Here is a 15,634-nt window from a genome sequence, read left to right on the forward strand (position 1 = left end):
CGATTGAGGAGACCACGTCCCGACCCCGATCTCGGGCTGTGAAGATGGGGCAAACCGTCGCGCGCTTCGTCACCTCGCTTGCCCGCGCCGACCGCAGTTTCACCGGTGGGGTCAGTGCCTTGGAGCGGCGCGAAAATCCCCTCCACAGCGGCGCTTGCAAGCCTGGAGGCGAGCGGGTAGAAACCCACCACGCCTGAGCCGTGATTTGCGCCGCGTGCGCCTCCGGCCGCAGCCCGACAGTTCAATAAGCCATTGAATTCGTTAGGCAATTCCGTTGGGGAATGGTGTAACGGTAGCACAACAGACTCTGACTCTGTTTGTCTTGGTTCGAATCCAGGTTCCCCAGCCAAAAACAGCAATTCGACCAACCGCCTGATCTGAACCGGCTTTTCTTCGCCACAGGCGATGGATCGTCATCAGGATGGGTGACCATCCAACCGACCGAACATTCGGAAGTTGGGGCCCCGCCTGGTACATGCACTCGCACAGCCATGCGTGACTTCCGTCCTCCTGATTGCGGGGGTGCCATAGCGCAACGATGCCTGCCGGGGGCAATCCAGCGGCGAGCGGCACGTGCAAGCCTTGCTCCTCGAAAAGAACCGTCTGCGGGCCTTTGACGCCGTCAGTCAGTTCCTCGCCGGAGCAGTACGGATGACGCTCGATCCGTGCAACACGTGGTGAGCTCCCGATCGGACGTCCGGCAGGCGTTTGCCATGGACGTCCGCAACCAGTGCGCCGCACTGGCGGCGCATCTGGTCGGGCGCGCCGAGGAGTACGGCTTCAGTTGAACAAATCCGGCTCCGCTTCGGTGATCCAGTCCCAGAGCGGCTGGAAGCTGAAATAACCTCCCCTGTGCGTCCCGACCTGGCTTGCAGTCAGCTTCGCGATCTCATGCGGGATCGGCTTTGTCGTGCCGGCCGCTTCCGCAAGCAATTGCGTCCGCGCTGCGTTGTCCATCGCGATGTACCACCAGGCGGCCGCTTCGATGGTCGGCCCGACGGTCAGAAGTCCATGGTTCTGCAGGATGGCGGCCTTCTTCGATCCCAGCGCTTCGGCAATCTTCCGGCCCTCGTCAGCTTCCAGCACGACGCCGGAGAATGGATCGAACAAGGCGTGGTCCCCGTAAAAGGCGCAGGAGTCCTGCGTCAACGGATCGAGCAAACGGCCGAGCGCCGACCAGGCCTTGCCATAGGTCGAATGGGTGTGGGCGGCCGCGATCACCTCCGGGTGGGCGGCGTGGATCGCCGAGTGGATCACGAAGCCCGCCTGGTTGATCGGCTTGTCGCCGATCAGGATGTTGCCGTCGTGATCGACGAGCTGAAGGTCGGAGACCTTGATCTGCCCAAAGAATTTGGACAGCGGATTGATCCAGAAGCGGTCCGGAAACTCCGGATCGCGCACCGTGACATGCCCCGCAAGGCCCTGGTCGAAGCCGTAGCGCGAGAACAACCGAAAGGTCGCCGCCAAGCGCTGCTTGCGATGCAGCCGCTCCTCTTCGAACGAGGCGGACGGCGTCCGCTCGACCAGCGAATATTTCTTTGGCTTCTCGATGATCTTGTTCATCGTTGCGGGTCCTTTCCTAATATTCCAGCTTCTCGTCGAAGACGTCGGCCAGCGGGGCGCCGTGAGCATAGGCGTCGAGATTGACCAGCACCTTGTTGGCCAGCCGCGCCGCATCGTCGCCGCCGGTCCATGACACGTGCGGCGTCAGAACGATCTTCGAATGGGTGTAGATGGGATCGCCGTCCGGTGGCGGCTCGGGATCGGTGACATCGAGCGTGGCGGCGGCAATCTGCCCCTCGTCCAGGGCGCGCAACAGCGCCTGCTGGTCGATGATCCGGCCTCGTGCCACGTTGATCAGATGCAGTGATGGCTTGGCGCGCGCCAGCACGTCGGCATTGATCAAACGGGTCGTCTTGGATGTCGACGGCAACGCGATCACAAGATGATCCGAGACGGAAACCAGCGTCTCGATGTCATCGACCGGCTGCACCCCCGGAACGGGATATTGCCAGGACGACCGGCGCAACGCCTTGATCTTGACGTCGAACGGTTTCAACCGCTCGACGACCGCCCTGCCGATTGCGCCAAATCCGGCAATACCAACCGTCTTGCCGCTGAGCGAGCCCAACGGTGTGATCTTCCAGTCCTGCCTGCTGCGCGGGCGGACATCGTAAATCCGCTTCTCGAAGCCGAGGATGGCTGCAAGGACATATTCTGCGATCGGATCCGCCGAGATGCCGCGTCCAACCGTGACCACCGGACCATCGAGCAGCCATGTCGGGAAGAAGTCGATCCCTGTCGATGCCGTCTGGATCCAGCGCAAGCCGAACGGCCAGCCCGCCGGCTTTTCGGCCGGCGCATTGCTCCAGCCAAAAGGCCGCGTCAGCAGCACATCCGCCTCTGGTGCGATCTCCCAGGGCGCGCGACCCTCCGGATGATCGATGATCAGCGGGCGGGACCAGTGATCGACCAGCGAGGCCCGGACGTTCGCGCCAAGCTGATTGACGATGATCGGCGATCGGACGCCGGCTGGATCGCGTCGGCTGTCGATACGGGGCGTGTTCATCTCGCAGGCTCACGATAGCAATGATCGCGAGATGTTAGGCGGTTACCGCGAGATAGTGTTTTCAAAGATCGACAATGGTTTGCAACAAGACGAGAACGCCCGTCCGCAAACACACATAAAATCATCTCTCTCGCAGGCTTGCGGCCTCGGCCGGGTGAAGTACCGCCGAGACGAGGAACTGCTTGACATTGACGTTAGCGATAAGGTGTTAGGCACACCTTCGAGCGGAGATTGAGATGAGAATTCAGGAAGCGGCTCGTCATCTCGGCGTCAGTGCTCGCTCGCTGAGGCACTACGAGACCGAAGGCCTGATCGAGCCGCGCCGCGCATCGAATGGTTATCGGACCTACGCGCCGGCCGAGATCGAGCGAGCCGAGTGGGTGAGAGATTTGATCGCGGCGGGCTTTTCGACCCGCGAGCTTCGCAATCTGCTGACCGCACTCGAAGACGGGCCACGCAAGGCCGGCGTCGACTGCTCCGCGCTGATGCATGGCAAGCTCGACCAGATCGACCACGCGATCGAAATGCTCCGCAGGCGTCGTCGGGCATTGGCGCATCGGTTGGCAAAATGGAATGGCAGACTCAGCATAACATCAGGACAACGATGATGAAGATACTCAACATTCTGACAAGGCGTTATCTTCCGCTCGACGAATTGGATAAGGCTGTCGCCTTCTACGAGGCTCTCATCGGCCAAAAGGCCCGCCTTCGCTTCGATTACCCTGAATATGACCTCCGGCTTGCCCAGGTAGCTTCGATCCTGTTCATCGCGGGGACGGATGCGAGCCTGATGCGCTTCCGGGCCACCCATCTGACCTTCCTGGTCGAAGACCTCGACGCCTTCGCAGCACATCTTCCAACAGTCGGCGCAGCAATCCTGGAGGCTCCCAAAGCGGTTCCGACCGGGAGGAACATGCTGGTGCGCCATCCCGACCAGACGCTCGTCGAATATGTCGAGCATCACGACAAGCATCCCTCGGATGTCCTGCCGTCGGGTGCATGACGGGCCGCGTGGTTTGCAAAGAGTGATTTCTTAAACCTCGATCTTCCAGCCAAGGCAGAGCTCAGTCTCGACTATCGAAACCTCTCTGTTTCGTGTCGACGGCTACTCGCGCCTTGGGGTCCCGTGCCGCAGCCTCGCCAGCACGGCGGAATACCGCCTCCATCAGCCATTGTTCGTTGGGGAAACGATCTGCCCACTCGTCCCAACCGGAATGCTTTCGGTATTGGCCGAGCCGGCCGGAGGCGATCACCTCCTCGGCGCTCACGGCGACGCGGCGGTCGCAATCGGGCGCGACATAGATCGCGTCCGCGCGGCAATGGAGTTCGCACATGAAGCAGGTCTGGCAGTCCTCCACGCGCGCCAGAACGGGCGGCCCGGAGCTGGCCGCCTCGAGCACGTTGGTCGGGCATGCCTCGACGCAGGCGCCGCAACTCGTGCAGCGGTCGGAGACGATGAGTTCGATCATGACGCCGTCTCCAGTTCGTTGCCAACGCGCGCGACCGCGGAAGATGGGTCGGGGCTGACCCAGAGCTCGTCGAGCCCGCCGGACAGGAGACGAACGGCGAGAGCCGGATCCAGGCTGCGATAGTCCTCGCGGCGATGCAGGCCTCGGCTCTCCGTTCGCCGGCTTGCCGTTGCTACCGACCAGCGCGCGGTGGCAACGAGCGCCGCCGCCTCGCGCAATGCGAGATCAACCGGCCCCGCATGATCGGCGAGTTCGGCCCAAAGATCGTCAAGCACCTCACGCGAGGCTGCAAGGCCAGGCTCGCTGCGGAACAGGTTCTTGTCGAACGGATGCATCTCGCCGCGCACGCCGTCGCGGATCGCGGCGAGATCGAGCGTCCTCGGCTGCGCGCGAGGCCGCAGGCCGGTCCGGCCGAGCGGTCGAAGCCGGGCCGCACGACCGCGTGTCTGTCGCGCCAGGCGCGCCGCCGCCGTTCCCGCGAACACGCCCGACGACAGCGCCCAGGCCGAATTGACGTTGCCGCCACCCGAGATCGCGCCGGCGACCTTTTCACGCGAGGCATTGTCGCCCGCCACGAACAAGCCCGACACCGATGTCGCGCAGTCGGCATCGATCACGCGAACCCCGCCGATGCCGCGGATGGTGCCGTCATTGTGCAGCGTGACCTCGAACCGGTCGCGGTAGGGATCGATGCCCCAACGGTCGAACACAAGCGGCACGTTCGGCGAGATCGTATGCAGCCTCGCCTTGATGTCATCGGGCAAGCGGTGGAGCGAGCAGTAGACTGGCCCGCGCTGGAGCGCGCGGGCCAGGCGAATGGTCTGGTCCGGGGCGAAGGGCAGATCGAGCTCGCGGCCGTCAGCGTCGTAGTAGGTCGCAAACGAATACGCCATGCTTCGCGTCATCGTCGAATGCGCCGGCGCGATCGTATAAGCCGCGGTGAATTCCATGCCGGACAACTCGGCCCCCGCCTCCGCCGCCATGAGATAGCCGTCGCCGGTGTTGGTTCGCGATCCCAGGAGGTGCGACAGGAAGCTGGTCCCGCCGGCGGCCAGCACCACGGCGCGGGCCTCGATCCGATACGGCCTGCCACCGTCCTGCCGACGCAACCCGCTTGCGCCGCCGATCGACCCGTCGTCGCGCGCCAAAAGCTCGAGCACCGGCGAGTGATCGAGAATGGTGACGCCATGACTGAGCACGAACTGGCGCAAGGCGCGCATATATTCCGGACCGCGCACGGCGCGATGGTTGACGCGGCCCTCCTCGTCCACACCGAACTTGTAGTAGGGTGCAAGCGTCGGCAGCGTGCGCCAGGTCTGGTCGAGAATGCGATGCATCCACTCTGCTTCGCCGAGACCGAGTCCTGCAGCGATGCGATTGGCGACGGCCGCCGCGCGCACCTCAGGCGGTACCCACCAGTGTCCTGGCCCTGCTGCGGCGGTCACGCCGCTGGTACCGCAATAGCCTTTATCGGCGAGGACGACGCTCGCTCCGGCTTTCGCCGCAGCAACCGCCGCCCAGGCCCCCGCCATGCCGCCACCGACGATCAGGACGTCGGTGGTCGTCGTGAATGCTTCGAGAGATGACGAAGCCATGCTTGCAGGATCAGGCCGCCTTGCGGGCGGCGCTCCCCGCGCCGGCACTCGCCAGCGCCTGGGTGAGATCAGCCAGGATATCGTCGGGATGCTCGATGCCGATCGACAGACGGACATAGCCGGGCGTGACGCCGGCGGCGAGCTGCTCATCGGCGGAGAGCTGCTGATGCGTGGTCGAGGCCGGATGGATCGCCAGCGATCGCGCATCACCGATATTGGCAACGTGATAGAACAGCTTCAGCGCATCGATGAACTTGCGCCCCGCCTCGACCCCGCCCTTCAGCTCAAATCCGATCAGCGCGCCATAGCCACCCTTCAGGTACGCATCCGCGCGACGCCGGTTTTCCCCGGTCTGCAAACCCGGGAAGATCACGTTCGATACGTCCGGATGCTTGGCGAGGAAGTTCGCCACCTTGATCGCGTTCTCATTGTGCTGACGAATACGTAGCGGCAGCGTTTCGAGCCCCTGGATGAACTGGAAGGCGTTCTGCGGCGCGATCGAGGCGCCAAGGTCGCGCAGCAGCTTGACGCGAGCCCGCAGGATGTAGGCGATCGGCCACAGCGGCTTTGCCGCCTCGGTCCAGATCGCGCCGTGATAGGCCGCATCGGGCTGGGTCAACAGCGGGAAGCGCTCGGCATGAGCGGCCCAGTCGAAATTGCCGCCGTCGATGATCGCACCGCCGATCGAGGTGCCGTGGCCCCCGATATATTTCGTGGCGGAATAGACGACGACCGCTGCACCATGCTGGAAGGGACGCGCAATCAGAGGCGCGGCGGTATTGTCGAGGATCAAGGGCACGCCGAGCGAGCGACCGATATCGGCAACCTCCTTGATCGGAAAGACGTTGAGCTTCGGGTTCGGCAGCGTCTCCGCGTAATAGGCGCGCGTCTTGCCATCAGTGGCACGGCGGAAGTTCTCCGGGTCCGACGGATCGACGAAGCGGACCTCGATGCCAAGCTGCTTCAAGGTTTGCGAGAACAGCGTCCAGGTGCCGCCATAGAGATCGGTCGACGACACCACGTTGTCGCCGGCTTGTGCGATATTGAGGATCGCGAAGGCAGATGCAGTCTGCCCCGAGGCCACCGCAAGCGCAGCCGCGCCGCCTTCCAGCGCGGCGAGCCGCGTCTCGAACGCATCCTGCGTAGGATTTCCGATCCGCGTGTAGATTTGCCCGAGCTCCTCGAGTGCAAACAGGCGCGACGCATGATCGGTGTTCTGGAACTGAAAGGACGTGGTCTGATAGATCGGCACCGCCACGGCACCGGTTGCGGGATCGGAACGATAGGCGCCGCCATGCAGGGCCAGCGTTTCAAAGTTCGTGGTTTCGACGGCCATTCGCAATCTCCTGTTGATGTTCGATCTTCGCGACGCAGAGCGCCTGCGCAGATCGTTCGTGGAGATGATGCGTGCCGACAGGATGGCTGTCGAGCAGCTTCCGAAAATAGCGATGCGCGTGCTGCTGCGTCGTGCTTTCGTGCTTCAGTTCTTACTGCGGATTCGTCGATCGGAGTTTATTCGTCTCGCGAGCAATTCGTTTCGATGCAAGACCATCCGAAGCCTTGAAATACGAAACGTCATTCCTCGCAGCAGCCGCGATATCGTTGCGCTATCGACCCGAACAATTCATTCTCGAATCAGAGCACAATGTAGAATTTTGCTGCTGATCGACGCTGTTCTCCGAAATTGCAATCGCAGCGCAACTATCGGCAGATAGTGCCCGTCGGCTCCAACTGACCGCGCACGCGCGCCTGGCTTGGCCCGATCGAACAGGAATCCCAGATGACACGTCTCGCTACGATCGTTCGCCGCCTTGTTTCGACCTCTATCGGCCTTCTGCTCGCGGCTTCACTCACCCTGCCCGCTGCGGCCGAGGAAATCCGCATCGGGTACCAGAAATCCTCGACCCTCACTGCCCTCCTCAAAGCCAATGGTGAGCTCGAGAAGGCGTTGGCCCCGCTGGGGCTCACCGTCTCCTGGCACGAGTTCACCAGCGGTCTGCCGCTGCTCGAAGCCATCAACATCGGCAGCATCGATTTCGGCGCCGACGTTGCCGACACCGTGCCGATCTTCGCGCAAGCCGCTGGCGCCAAGCTCGCCTATGTGGCGGAGGAAGCGGCCTCGCCTTCCGCGCAGGCGATCCTTTTGCCGCAGTCCTCCACCATCGGAACGCTCGGTGATCTCAGGGGCAAGAAGGTCGCGGTCACCAAGGGGGCCGGCAGCCATTATCTCCTGCTCGTTGCACTGGCAAAGGCGGGATTGAGCTTCAAGGACATCAAGCCTGCCTACCTCACGCCGGCCGACGGCCGCGCGGCCTTTGTCAGCAACAATGTCGATGCCTGGGTCGCCTGGGACCCGTTCCTGACCAGCGCCCTGCACCAATCGAACGGACGCATTCTTGCCGACGGCAGCAACGGGCTTGCCAGCTACAAGCGCTACTATCTCGCGTCCGCCGCCTATGCCGATCGCCGTGGCGATGCGCTGAACGTGATCTTCGCCAAGCTGGCCGAGACCGGCAAATGGGTGAAGTCAAATCCGAAGGAAGCAGCCACCCTGCTCGCCGGCCTCTGGGGCATCGACGCAGCAACGGTCGAGGAGGCCAATAGCCACCGCTCCTATCAGCTCGGCCCGGTCACCGTGCCCGGCCTGTCGGAGCAGCAGCGTATCGCGGACGCGTTCTTTGCCGAAGGCCTCATCCCGGTCAAGCTCGATACCGGCGCTGTGAATATCTGGGTTCCCAAGGGATCTTAGATCGGGGGTCCCTGCTCGACCGCCGTGGCCCGGCATCAAGATTGGAAAACGACTTCATGCAAAGTAGCAAAGGGGCGGCCTGATAGACCGGGCTAAACCGATCGAACCAGCCGCTCTGCTGGTCCGCCCGTCCCTTTCGCCTCAAGCAGCCGCACCCGCGGGATCACCTCCAGGGCAAAGCGCCGCATCTCGGCTTCGAACGGCTGGAATTGCAGCATGAACAGCTCGATACCCGCGGCATGGAAGGCATGAATGCGCTGTGCCACCTCGTCATAGCTCCCGACCAGGCCCGCGGCCGTGCCGCCATTGCTGCCGACCCGCGGCGTCTTCTGCATGGTCTGCATCATGACGACCTTGGGATCGGTGTTCTGCTTCTGGATCACCTTCATCGGCGCATCCTTCGCGGCGAGGTCGAGCAACCGCTGATAAGCCGCCTGCGCCTGCTCCGTCGTCTCACGCGCGATCACGAAGGCCGATAGCCCGAACCGCAGCGGCGGCTCTACGCCGCGTGGACGCGCAGCGACATCGGCGATCAGCCCGGCGACGTCCTCCAGCGGCTGGCCATTGATGAACCAAACGTCGCCGTGACCTGCGACCAGCGCACGGGCGGGCTCGGACTCGCCGCCGACATAGATGGTCGGACGCTCGCGATAGAGGCTCGTCGGTCGCAGCGCGTAGTCGCGCACGTGAAAATGCTCGCCGGCATAGGTGAGCCGCTCGCCCGCCATCAGACGCGTCACGACCGAAATCCACTCGCGCCCATAAGCGTAGCGCGCGTCGTGCTCGGGAAAGCCGATGCCAGCCTTCTCCAGCTCCGGCCTGTTCCAGGCATTGACAAGATTGATGGCAAAGCGGCCACGGCTGATGTTCTCGATGCCGAGCGCGAGCTTCGCCAGCACCACGGGATGATAAAGGTAAGGCTTGATCGCGGCGATGATCTCGATCCGCTTCGTCAGAGCCGCAATCGCAGCCGCGGCGCTCCAGGCTTCGAGCTGATCGAGATCCTCCTGGTGCGGATTGATGGTGTGCTGCGCGATCAGCGTCGAATCGTAGCCGAGCTCCTCGGCGGCGAGGATCAGGTCCCTGTTGCGCTCCCACGACGCATCATAGGGTTCTTCGGGATCCTGATGGGCGGCGCGCGGACCATGCACCAGCGCCCAGATGCCGAACCGAAGCGGCCTCGTCGTCATCGAATTCTCCGTGAAATCGTCGCGTCGTCCAGATAGCGTTGTCAGTTTCCGTCAATGCGTGAGGCGAGATCAAGCACGTCCGGCATCAAAAGATTTTCTTTGTCGCCCGCTTCGCCGTGACGAGATCAGAACACTCTGCAACGAACCACAATTGAAAAACCGCTCTATTTCTGTTCGTGCGAATTCGTGGGAGATTTTGCAAGTGGCGGCAGTTCATTGTCGGCCCAGCTTGTGCGCTTGTCGCATACGCGATCAAGCGAGGACGAACCGTCTTGAGCAATATCGAGTTGAGCAACGTCGAACCGGCCGCAATTGTTGCAGCATCCGATCACCAGGAGCGCAGCGGCGCTGCATTCGCAACGCATCCGCTTAACGGGCTCCGACAGAGCGGCCTGCAACTGCTGTCCTGGCTTGCGCCGATTGGGCTGGTGATTGTGTGGGAGCTTCTGGCACGGGCGGGATGGCTGTCGCCGCAAGTGCTGCCTGCGCCGAGCAAGATCATCAGATCGGCGTTCAAGCTTGCTTCATCCGGCAGCCTGTTGAATGATCTCGGCATCAGCCTTTTGCGCGCGGTGGCAGGTTTTGCGATCGGCAGCGCTGTCGGCTTCACGCTCGGCGTGCTTGTCGGGTTCTCGCGCATTGCCGAGGCCGTGATCGATCGCAGCGTTCAGATGATCCGCGCGATTCCATTCCTGGCATTGCTGCCGCTCGTCATCGTCTGGCTCGGCGTCGGCGAAGCCGAAAAGATCTTCCTGGTGGCGCTCGGCGTCACCTTCCCAATTTACATCAATACCGTCCTTGGCATCCGGCAGGTTGATCCAAAATTGCTCGAGCTCGGCCGGGTCCAGGGGTTGGGTGCGTTCGAATTGATCCGCCGGATCATTCTTCCCGGTGCATTGCCCTCGATTCTGACGGGCGTCCGCTATGCACTCGCGACGGCCTGGCTGGCGCTGGTCGTCGCGGAAACGATCGGCGCTCAGGCGGGTATCGGCTTCCTTGCCATGGACGCGCGCGAGTTCCTGCGCACCGACGTCATCGTGCTGACCATCGTGATCTACGCGCTGATCGGCGTCGCCGCTGACGCCATCGCCCGCGTGCTCGAACGGCGCCTGCTCGCCTGGCATCCCAACTATGGAGCCGCGCGATGAATATTCACGTCGCACCGTCTCTTGCGAACGTTGCGAATTCCGGGCCGGCCGTGGTCGTGAGCAATCTGACGCGCGCCTACGGCAAGCGGATCGTCATCGAAAAGCTCAACCTGCGCATCGAGCGCGGCGAATTCGTCGCTCTGCTCGGCGAGAGCGGCTGCGGCAAGACCACGCTGCTGCGCGCCCTTGCCGGCCTCGACCCGATTCAGGGCGGACGGATCAATGCGCCACGCCGGCCTGCCGTCGTCTTCCAGGAGCATCGCCTGCTGCCGTGGGACAATCTATGGCGCAACGTCGCGCTCGGCTTGCAGCTTCCGGATGCGCGCGAGCGCGCCGCGGAAGCGCTGGCAGAGGTCGGGCTCGGCGATCGCCTCGATGATTGGCCGCGCAATCTCTCGGGCGGACAGGCGCAGCGCGTCGCGCTCGCGCGTGCGCTGGTGCAGCAGCCGGAACTCCTGCTGCTGGACGAGCCCTTCGCGGCGCTCGACGCCCTGACCCGCATCCGCATGCATGAGCTGGTTCGCGAACTCGTCGCCAGCCACCGTCCCGGCGTTCTCCTCGTCACCCATGATGTCGACGAAGCGATCACGCTGGCCGATCGCATCCTGGTGATGCGCAATGGCGCGATCGCCTTCGAGCATCGCGCGTCCGACACGGCTTCGATATCGCGCACCGATCTCCTCGCCGAGCTTGGCGTGAGTTCGCCTACCCCCTGAATTGAGTGACTGACCTGGAAGGCCCTTAGATGTCTGACTTCACGTCCGCCAAACCATCCCGGCGCGGCTTTCTCGGCTCCGCAGCATTCGGCATTGGAGCGCTCGCCGGCCTGAACCTTTCCCATTTCGCCGAGGCCGGCACCGGGCGCACCACCGACACCGTTCGCCTGACCTGGGGCCTCAATGGCCCCAACCTGATCGCCAAGGAGCGCGGCGAGTTCGAAAAGGTGCTGGCCAAGGACGGGATCAAGGTCGAATGGCTGGGCCCCTTCCCGAACCACGCGCCGACCCTGCAGGCGGTGACCGGCGGCAGCGCCGACTTCAGCTTCGGCGGCAGCACCACGCCGGCACTCGCAGCAATCATCGCGGGCTCACCGCTGGTCTTCACGCAATTCGTCGTCTACGAGCCGCGCACCACCGCGATCATTGCCAAGGACGGCTCGGGCATCGACAAGGTCCAAGACCTCGTCGGCAAGTCGGTCGCGGTCAACCGCTCGGGCCTCGGCGAGTTTCTGCTCGTTGCGGCGCTCGAGAAGCACAAGATCGATCGTTCGGCGGTCAAGTTCGTCTATCTTAATCCGCCGGATGCTGCGCCCGCGCTTGCGGCGGGCAAGGTTGACGCCTGGTCGATGTGGAGCCCCAGCGTCGATATCGCCCGGCTCGAATACAAGGCGCATGACATCTTCCTGGAAGGGCGCGACCTCGATTTCCAGATTGACTACACGTCCTATCTAACCACCCGCAAATTCGCGACCGACAATCCCGCGCTGGTCCGCGCCGTGAACGATGCATTCCGCGCCGAAGGCAAGTGGATCTCGGAGAATGCCAAGGAAGCCGAGCATATCGCGCAAAGGGCCGGGAAATACAGCGACGAGGTCCGCGACCAGTTCATCGCGCTGAAGCGCCAGTATCGGTACTTCGCCGCCGACGACAAGCAGTTCGTCTCCGATCTGCAAAAGGCCGCAGATTGGCTCGTCGCGCGCAAGATCCTCCCGGAACCGGTCAAGGTGAGCGACCATCTCGCGCAGCTCTAAGCAACAACAGGCAAGAACAATGAACAGGCCCGTAGCCACCTCCTCGCTGAACACGTCGCAGCCACTCAAGGCCCAGTCACCCGAACTGGACGCGCTGCTCAACCAGATCGCCGAAGGCGCAAGCGCACGGGAGCGCGACCGCGTGCTCCCGTTCGACGCGATCGACCTCATTCGCCGCGCGCGTCTTGGCGCATTGCGTCTTCCCGTGACGGCGGGCGGTGGTGGCATCTCGATCCGCGAGCTGTTTGCCTTCGTCATCCGCCTGGGCGAAGCCGACGCCAACGTGGCCCATATCCTGCGCAATCATTTCAGCGTGGTCGAGCGCCTGCTGCGCACGCCGAACGACGATCAAACCCGGGAATGGCAAAGAGCCGTTGCCGAGGGCGCCATCATCGGCCTTGCCACCACCGAGCTCGAGAGCCCGCGCGTCGGCAATGTCACACCCGGCACGACGCTCACGCCCGACGGCAATGGCGATTACCTGCTGAACGGCACCAAATATTACAGCACCGGCACCTTGTATTCGGATTACGTGCTGGTGCGTGCCGCCGATCCCTCCGGCGCGAACGGCGTGACGATCGTCCCGGTCAAGCGCGAAGGCATCGAGCTCGTCGATGACTGGGACGGGTTGGGACAGCGCCTGACGGCGACAGGCACGACGCACTTCCGCAACGTCAAGGTCAAGCGGCAAGAAATCGTGCTCGACGAGCCTGACGGCGGCTATGGCATCGCCTACTCCAACACGTTCGCCCAGCTCTTCCTCACAGCGGTCGTCGCCGGCATCGCGCGTGCCACGCTACGCGATGCCACTGCGCTGGTCCGCTCCCGCAAGCGGACCTTCTACTACGCGCCGAACGAGATACCTACTGAGGACCCCCTGCTCCAACAAACCGTCGGCCAGATCGCCAGCGGCGCATTCGCCGCCGAAACCGTGGTGCTCGCGGCCGCCGAGGCGCTCGATGCTGCGACCGATGCGTTCGATTCCGGGTCCCCGAACGGGGCCGACGCCGCCCACACCGCGGCGCTGCTCTCGGCGAAAGCCAAGATCATTGCTGACGATCTCGCTATCCGCGGCGGCAGCCTGCTGTTCGACGTCGGCGGCGCATCGGCGACCAAGAAGGTCACCAATTTCGATCGCCACTGGCGTAACGCGCGGACGCTCTCGTCCCATAATCCGACCACCTACAAGGCGCGCTCGATCGGCCAATACGAGATCAACGGCACGCCGTTACCGGCAAAGGGCTTCTTCTAGAACGGCAGGCGCCGGCATTCGACGGTCCGATGCAGGGAGAGACAGACATGGGAAAGTCGGACATTCATCTCGTCACCGACAATGACGAGATCGAACACCAGTTTCGCTCCGTGATGCGCCGCCTTGCTGGCGGTGTGAGCATCATCACGGCCGGTCTCGAGCATGACATCACGGGGATGACCGTCACGTCCCTCACCTCGCTCAGCGCGAGCCCACCCCGGCTGCTGGTCAGCGTTAACCGGCAAGCGTCGTCCTTTGCGCTGATCGAGCGCCACCGTGTTTTCGGCGTAAACATTCTGGGCTCCGACCAGCAGGAGCTGGCCAGCCGGTTCAGCAACGGACGCCTTAGGGGGCCGCAGCGGTTCGACGGCATTCCGTGGTCTGCCGGCACGTCCGGGGTGCCACTGCTCGACAACTCGCTGGCAACCATCGAATGCCAGGTCGAGGAGATCATCGAGCGCCATTCGCACGGGATCATCGTGGGCAGCCTCCTGAGCTTCGACCTGTCGCCTCAACTCTCCGGGCTGGTGTACTGGAACGGGGAGTACATCGAGATCAAGCACGACCTCGACCTTGACCTTCTCGCCGAAATCAGCATTCCCTTGGCGCACGTCAGGTGACACTCTACGCCGGCATCACAACCGATGGGGTTACGGCCGCATGAAGCATGAGATCCCCCAGAAGTCGCCCGAAGATGCAGCGCTGAACCGCGTCGAACCGGCCGAGCGGCGCTGGCAGCTCGATCGACTTGTCGCCGCGCTCCGCGTCTCCCGAGAGGAGACCCACAGCATCCGCCGGGACGGTGAGGCCCGCCGCGCCCCCTCACGCGAGGCGCTCCAGGCTATTCTTGACGGCCTCACCGAAGCATTGTTTCCGCGGCACTATGGCCAATTCGATCTCGACGCCGAGAACATCGACTATTTCGTCGGCAACCGTCTCAGCATCGCGCTCGACAGCCTTTGCGACCAGGTCCATCGCGCCGCCCTCTTCATCGGCGACGAGCTCACGCCCGGCTTCCGGCGCGATGATGCGATCGACCTGACGCGCAACTTCGCCTCGCAGCTTCCCGATGTGCGCGGGCTGATCATCAGCGACCTCCGCGCCGCGTTCGTCGGCGATCCCGCGGCGAGGAACTTTCCGGAGATCCTGATTGGTTATCCCGGGATGACCGCGATCATCCACCATCGCCTCGCGCACATCCTCCACCGGCTCGGCGCGCGGCTGATTGCGCGGCTCGTCGCGGAGATCGCTCATACCAGGACCGGCATCGACATTCATCCCGGCGCGAGCATCGGCTCCGGCTTCTTCATCGATCACGGCACCGGCGTCGTCGTCGGGGAAACCGCGATCATCGGCGACAACGTCCGCATCTACCAGGCCGTGACGCTCGGGGCGCGCCACTTTCCGACCGACGACGAGGGTCACCTGATCAAGGGCGATGCACGCCATCCGATCGTGGAGGACGATGTCGTGATCTATGCCGGCGCAACCATCCTCGGCCGGATCACGATCGGCCGGGGGTCGACCATCGGCGGCAACGTCTGGCTGACCCAGGACGTGCCGCCGAACAGCATCGTGACGCAGGCCACGGCCCGTAACAAGCAGGGCTAGACAGCCGATACCATCAGGGGGCCTTTCGATCGCGGGCAACCGTGCCACCGACGATCGCGATGTTGCCGTCGATGCTCTCCCGATTCTGACGCGCGCGGTGTCACGATCACAGCTACGGAACGATTTCTATCGAAGTACCTGTGCGGCCGCGAAACGTCGCGCCAATCGTGCGTTTGGCCGTCATCTACGTTTCAAGCGTTTTTCGCAAGTTCTTGCTCGCGCTCCAGGCAACAACGCAAATCCATTTCATCGACATTCGCGCTAACGCCGACATAGAGTCGCACCGATCGGGTCGCTCGAC

Annotated in this window: 15 protein-coding genes and 1 tRNA gene; 10 read left to right on the forward strand and 6 right to left on the reverse strand. The window is 63.5% G+C overall.

From position 1 onward, the window contains the following. Nucleotides 1-275 precede the first annotated feature (275 nt). Nucleotides 276-349: transfer RNA gene (locus tag ACV1FX_RS03890), tRNA-Gln, on the forward strand. Between the two features lie 431 nt (nt 350-780). On the opposite strand, the gene ACV1FX_RS03895 is transcribed toward ACV1FX_RS03890, so the two are convergent. Both ACV1FX_RS03895 and ACV1FX_RS03900 read right to left on the reverse strand, forming a co-directional pair. Further along, the gene (locus ACV1FX_RS03895) at nt 781-1,563 is read right to left on the reverse strand and encodes a class II aldolase/adducin family protein (protein ID WP_473116224.1); all 783 of its coding nucleotides are present in this window, start codon (nt 1,561-1,563) and stop codon (nt 781-783) included. Nucleotides 1,564-1,579: 16 nt separating this feature from the next. Beyond that, nucleotides 1,580-2,569 (reverse strand): NAD(P)-dependent oxidoreductase, encoded by a 990-nt coding sequence (locus tag ACV1FX_RS03900; RefSeq protein ID WP_473116225.1) that lies wholly within the window; start codon nt 2,567-2,569, stop codon nt 1,580-1,582. Between the two features lie 236 nt (nt 2,570-2,805). On the opposite strand from ACV1FX_RS03900, the gene ACV1FX_RS03905 reads away from it, so the two are divergent. Together ACV1FX_RS03905 and ACV1FX_RS03910 are read left to right on the forward strand one after the other, a co-directional pair. Next, complete coding sequence (locus ACV1FX_RS03905; RefSeq protein WP_473116226.1) at nt 2,806-3,177, forward strand: MerR family transcriptional regulator; 372 nt, start codon at nt 2,806-2,808, stop codon at nt 3,175-3,177. Then, nucleotides 3,177-3,572, forward strand: a complete 396-nt coding sequence (locus tag ACV1FX_RS03910; RefSeq protein WP_473116227.1) for a VOC family protein — start codon at nt 3,177-3,179, stop codon at nt 3,570-3,572. The genes ACV1FX_RS03905 and ACV1FX_RS03910 overlap by 1 nt, the downstream gene beginning before the upstream one ends. Nucleotides 3,573-3,633: 61 nt before the next feature. On the opposite strand, the gene ACV1FX_RS03915 is transcribed toward ACV1FX_RS03910, so the two are convergent. Genes ACV1FX_RS03915 through ACV1FX_RS03925 form a run of 3 tightly spaced genes read right to left on the reverse strand, consistent with a single transcriptional unit; the run spans nt 3,634 to nt 6,969 of the window. After that, nucleotides 3,634-4,038, reverse strand: a complete 405-nt coding sequence (locus tag ACV1FX_RS03915; RefSeq protein ID WP_473116228.1) for a 4Fe-4S binding protein — start codon at nt 4,036-4,038, stop codon at nt 3,634-3,636. Continuing rightward, the gene (locus tag ACV1FX_RS03920; RefSeq protein WP_473116229.1) at nt 4,035-5,633 is read right to left on the reverse strand and encodes an FAD-dependent oxidoreductase; all 1,599 of its coding nucleotides are present in this window, start codon (nt 5,631-5,633) and stop codon (nt 4,035-4,037) included. Before ACV1FX_RS03920 ends, ACV1FX_RS03915 begins: the two co-directional genes overlap by 4 nt. Nucleotides 5,634-5,643: 10 nt before the next feature. Further along, on the reverse strand, nt 5,644-6,969 hold the full coding sequence (locus ACV1FX_RS03925) for an O-acetylhomoserine aminocarboxypropyltransferase/cysteine synthase family protein (protein WP_473116230.1): 1,326 nt from the start codon (nt 6,967-6,969) through the stop codon (nt 5,644-5,646). Between the two features lie 444 nt (nt 6,970-7,413). Between ACV1FX_RS03925 and ACV1FX_RS03930 the strand changes: the two genes are divergently transcribed. Further along, complete coding sequence (locus ACV1FX_RS03930; protein WP_473116231.1) at nt 7,414-8,382, forward strand: aliphatic sulfonate ABC transporter substrate-binding protein; 969 nt, start codon at nt 7,414-7,416, stop codon at nt 8,380-8,382. A gap of 92 nt (nt 8,383-8,474) precedes the next feature. Here the strand turns inward: ACV1FX_RS03930 and ACV1FX_RS03935 are convergent, their stop codons facing one another. Then, nucleotides 8,475-9,572, reverse strand: coding sequence for an LLM class flavin-dependent oxidoreductase (locus ACV1FX_RS03935; protein ID WP_473116232.1), 1,098 nt, complete (start codon nt 9,570-9,572; stop codon nt 8,475-8,477). Between the two features lie 392 nt (nt 9,573-9,964). Between ACV1FX_RS03935 and ACV1FX_RS03940 the strand changes: the two genes are divergently transcribed. Genes ACV1FX_RS03940 through epsC form a run of 6 tightly spaced genes read left to right on the forward strand, consistent with a single transcriptional unit; the run spans nt 9,965 to nt 15,333 of the window. Then, nucleotides 9,965-10,720, forward strand: coding sequence for an ABC transporter permease subunit (locus ACV1FX_RS03940; protein ID WP_473116445.1), 756 nt, complete (start codon nt 9,965-9,967; stop codon nt 10,718-10,720). Beyond that, entirely contained in the window at nt 10,717-11,436 is a 720-nt protein-coding gene (locus ACV1FX_RS03945) for an ABC transporter ATP-binding protein (protein ID WP_473116233.1), read from the forward strand. Before ACV1FX_RS03940 ends, ACV1FX_RS03945 begins: the two co-directional genes overlap by 4 nt. Before the next feature lie 29 nt (nt 11,437-11,465). Beyond that, complete coding sequence (locus tag ACV1FX_RS03950) at nt 11,466-12,470, forward strand: NrtA/SsuA/CpmA family ABC transporter substrate-binding protein (protein ID WP_473116234.1); 1,005 nt, start codon at nt 11,466-11,468, stop codon at nt 12,468-12,470. 19 nt (nt 12,471-12,489) lie between these two features. Continuing rightward, nucleotides 12,490-13,722 carry an acyl-CoA dehydrogenase family protein gene (locus ACV1FX_RS03955; protein ID WP_473116235.1) on the forward strand — a complete coding sequence of 411 codons (1,233 nt, stop codon included), beginning with the start codon at nt 12,490-12,492 and terminating at the stop codon, nt 13,720-13,722. 47 nt (nt 13,723-13,769) lie between these two features. Beyond that, entirely contained in the window at nt 13,770-14,342 is a 573-nt protein-coding gene (locus tag ACV1FX_RS03960) for a flavin reductase family protein (RefSeq protein ID WP_473116236.1), read from the forward strand. A 40-nt stretch (nt 14,343-14,382) separates the two neighbouring features. Next, the gene (gene epsC / locus ACV1FX_RS03965) at nt 14,383-15,333 is read left to right on the forward strand and encodes a serine O-acetyltransferase EpsC (protein WP_473116237.1); all 951 of its coding nucleotides are present in this window, start codon (nt 14,383-14,385) and stop codon (nt 15,331-15,333) included. The last annotated feature ends 301 nt before the right edge of the window (nt 15,334-15,634 follow it).

Source organism: Bradyrhizobium ingae, assembly GCF_055791185.1.

Excerpts from the sequence above, each read along its gene's own strand:
- ACV1FX_RS03895 (WP_473116224.1), bottom strand. The coding sequence starts at position 1,563 with ATGAACAAGATCATCGAGAAGCCAAAGAAATATTCGCTGGTCGAGCGG.
- ACV1FX_RS03900 (WP_473116225.1), bottom strand. The coding sequence starts at position 2,569 with ATGAACACGCCCCGTATCGACAGCCGACGCGATCCAGCCGGCGTCCGA.
- ACV1FX_RS03905 (WP_473116226.1), top strand. The coding sequence starts at position 2,806 with ATGAGAATTCAGGAAGCGGCTCGTCATCTCGGCGTCAGTGCTCGCTCG.
- ACV1FX_RS03910 (WP_473116227.1), top strand. The coding sequence starts at position 3,177 with ATGAAGATACTCAACATTCTGACAAGGCGTTATCTTCCGCTCGACGAA.
- ACV1FX_RS03915 (WP_473116228.1), bottom strand. The coding sequence starts at position 4,038 with ATGATCGAACTCATCGTCTCCGACCGCTGCACGAGTTGCGGCGCCTGC.
- ACV1FX_RS03920 (WP_473116229.1), bottom strand. The coding sequence starts at position 5,633 with ATGGCTTCGTCATCTCTCGAAGCATTCACGACGACCACCGACGTCCTG.
- ACV1FX_RS03925 (WP_473116230.1), bottom strand. The coding sequence starts at position 6,969 with ATGGCCGTCGAAACCACGAACTTTGAAACGCTGGCCCTGCATGGCGGC.
- ACV1FX_RS03930 (WP_473116231.1), top strand. The coding sequence starts at position 7,414 with ATGACACGTCTCGCTACGATCGTTCGCCGCCTTGTTTCGACCTCTATC.
- ACV1FX_RS03935 (WP_473116232.1), bottom strand. The coding sequence starts at position 9,572 with ATGACGACGAGGCCGCTTCGGTTCGGCATCTGGGCGCTGGTGCATGGT.
- ACV1FX_RS03945 (WP_473116233.1), top strand. The coding sequence starts at position 10,717 with ATGAATATTCACGTCGCACCGTCTCTTGCGAACGTTGCGAATTCCGGG.
- ACV1FX_RS03950 (WP_473116234.1), top strand. The coding sequence starts at position 11,466 with ATGTCTGACTTCACGTCCGCCAAACCATCCCGGCGCGGCTTTCTCGGC.
- ACV1FX_RS03955 (WP_473116235.1), top strand. The coding sequence starts at position 12,490 with ATGAACAGGCCCGTAGCCACCTCCTCGCTGAACACGTCGCAGCCACTC.
- ACV1FX_RS03960 (WP_473116236.1), top strand. The coding sequence starts at position 13,770 with ATGGGAAAGTCGGACATTCATCTCGTCACCGACAATGACGAGATCGAA.
- epsC (WP_473116237.1), top strand. The coding sequence starts at position 14,383 with ATGAAGCATGAGATCCCCCAGAAGTCGCCCGAAGATGCAGCGCTGAAC.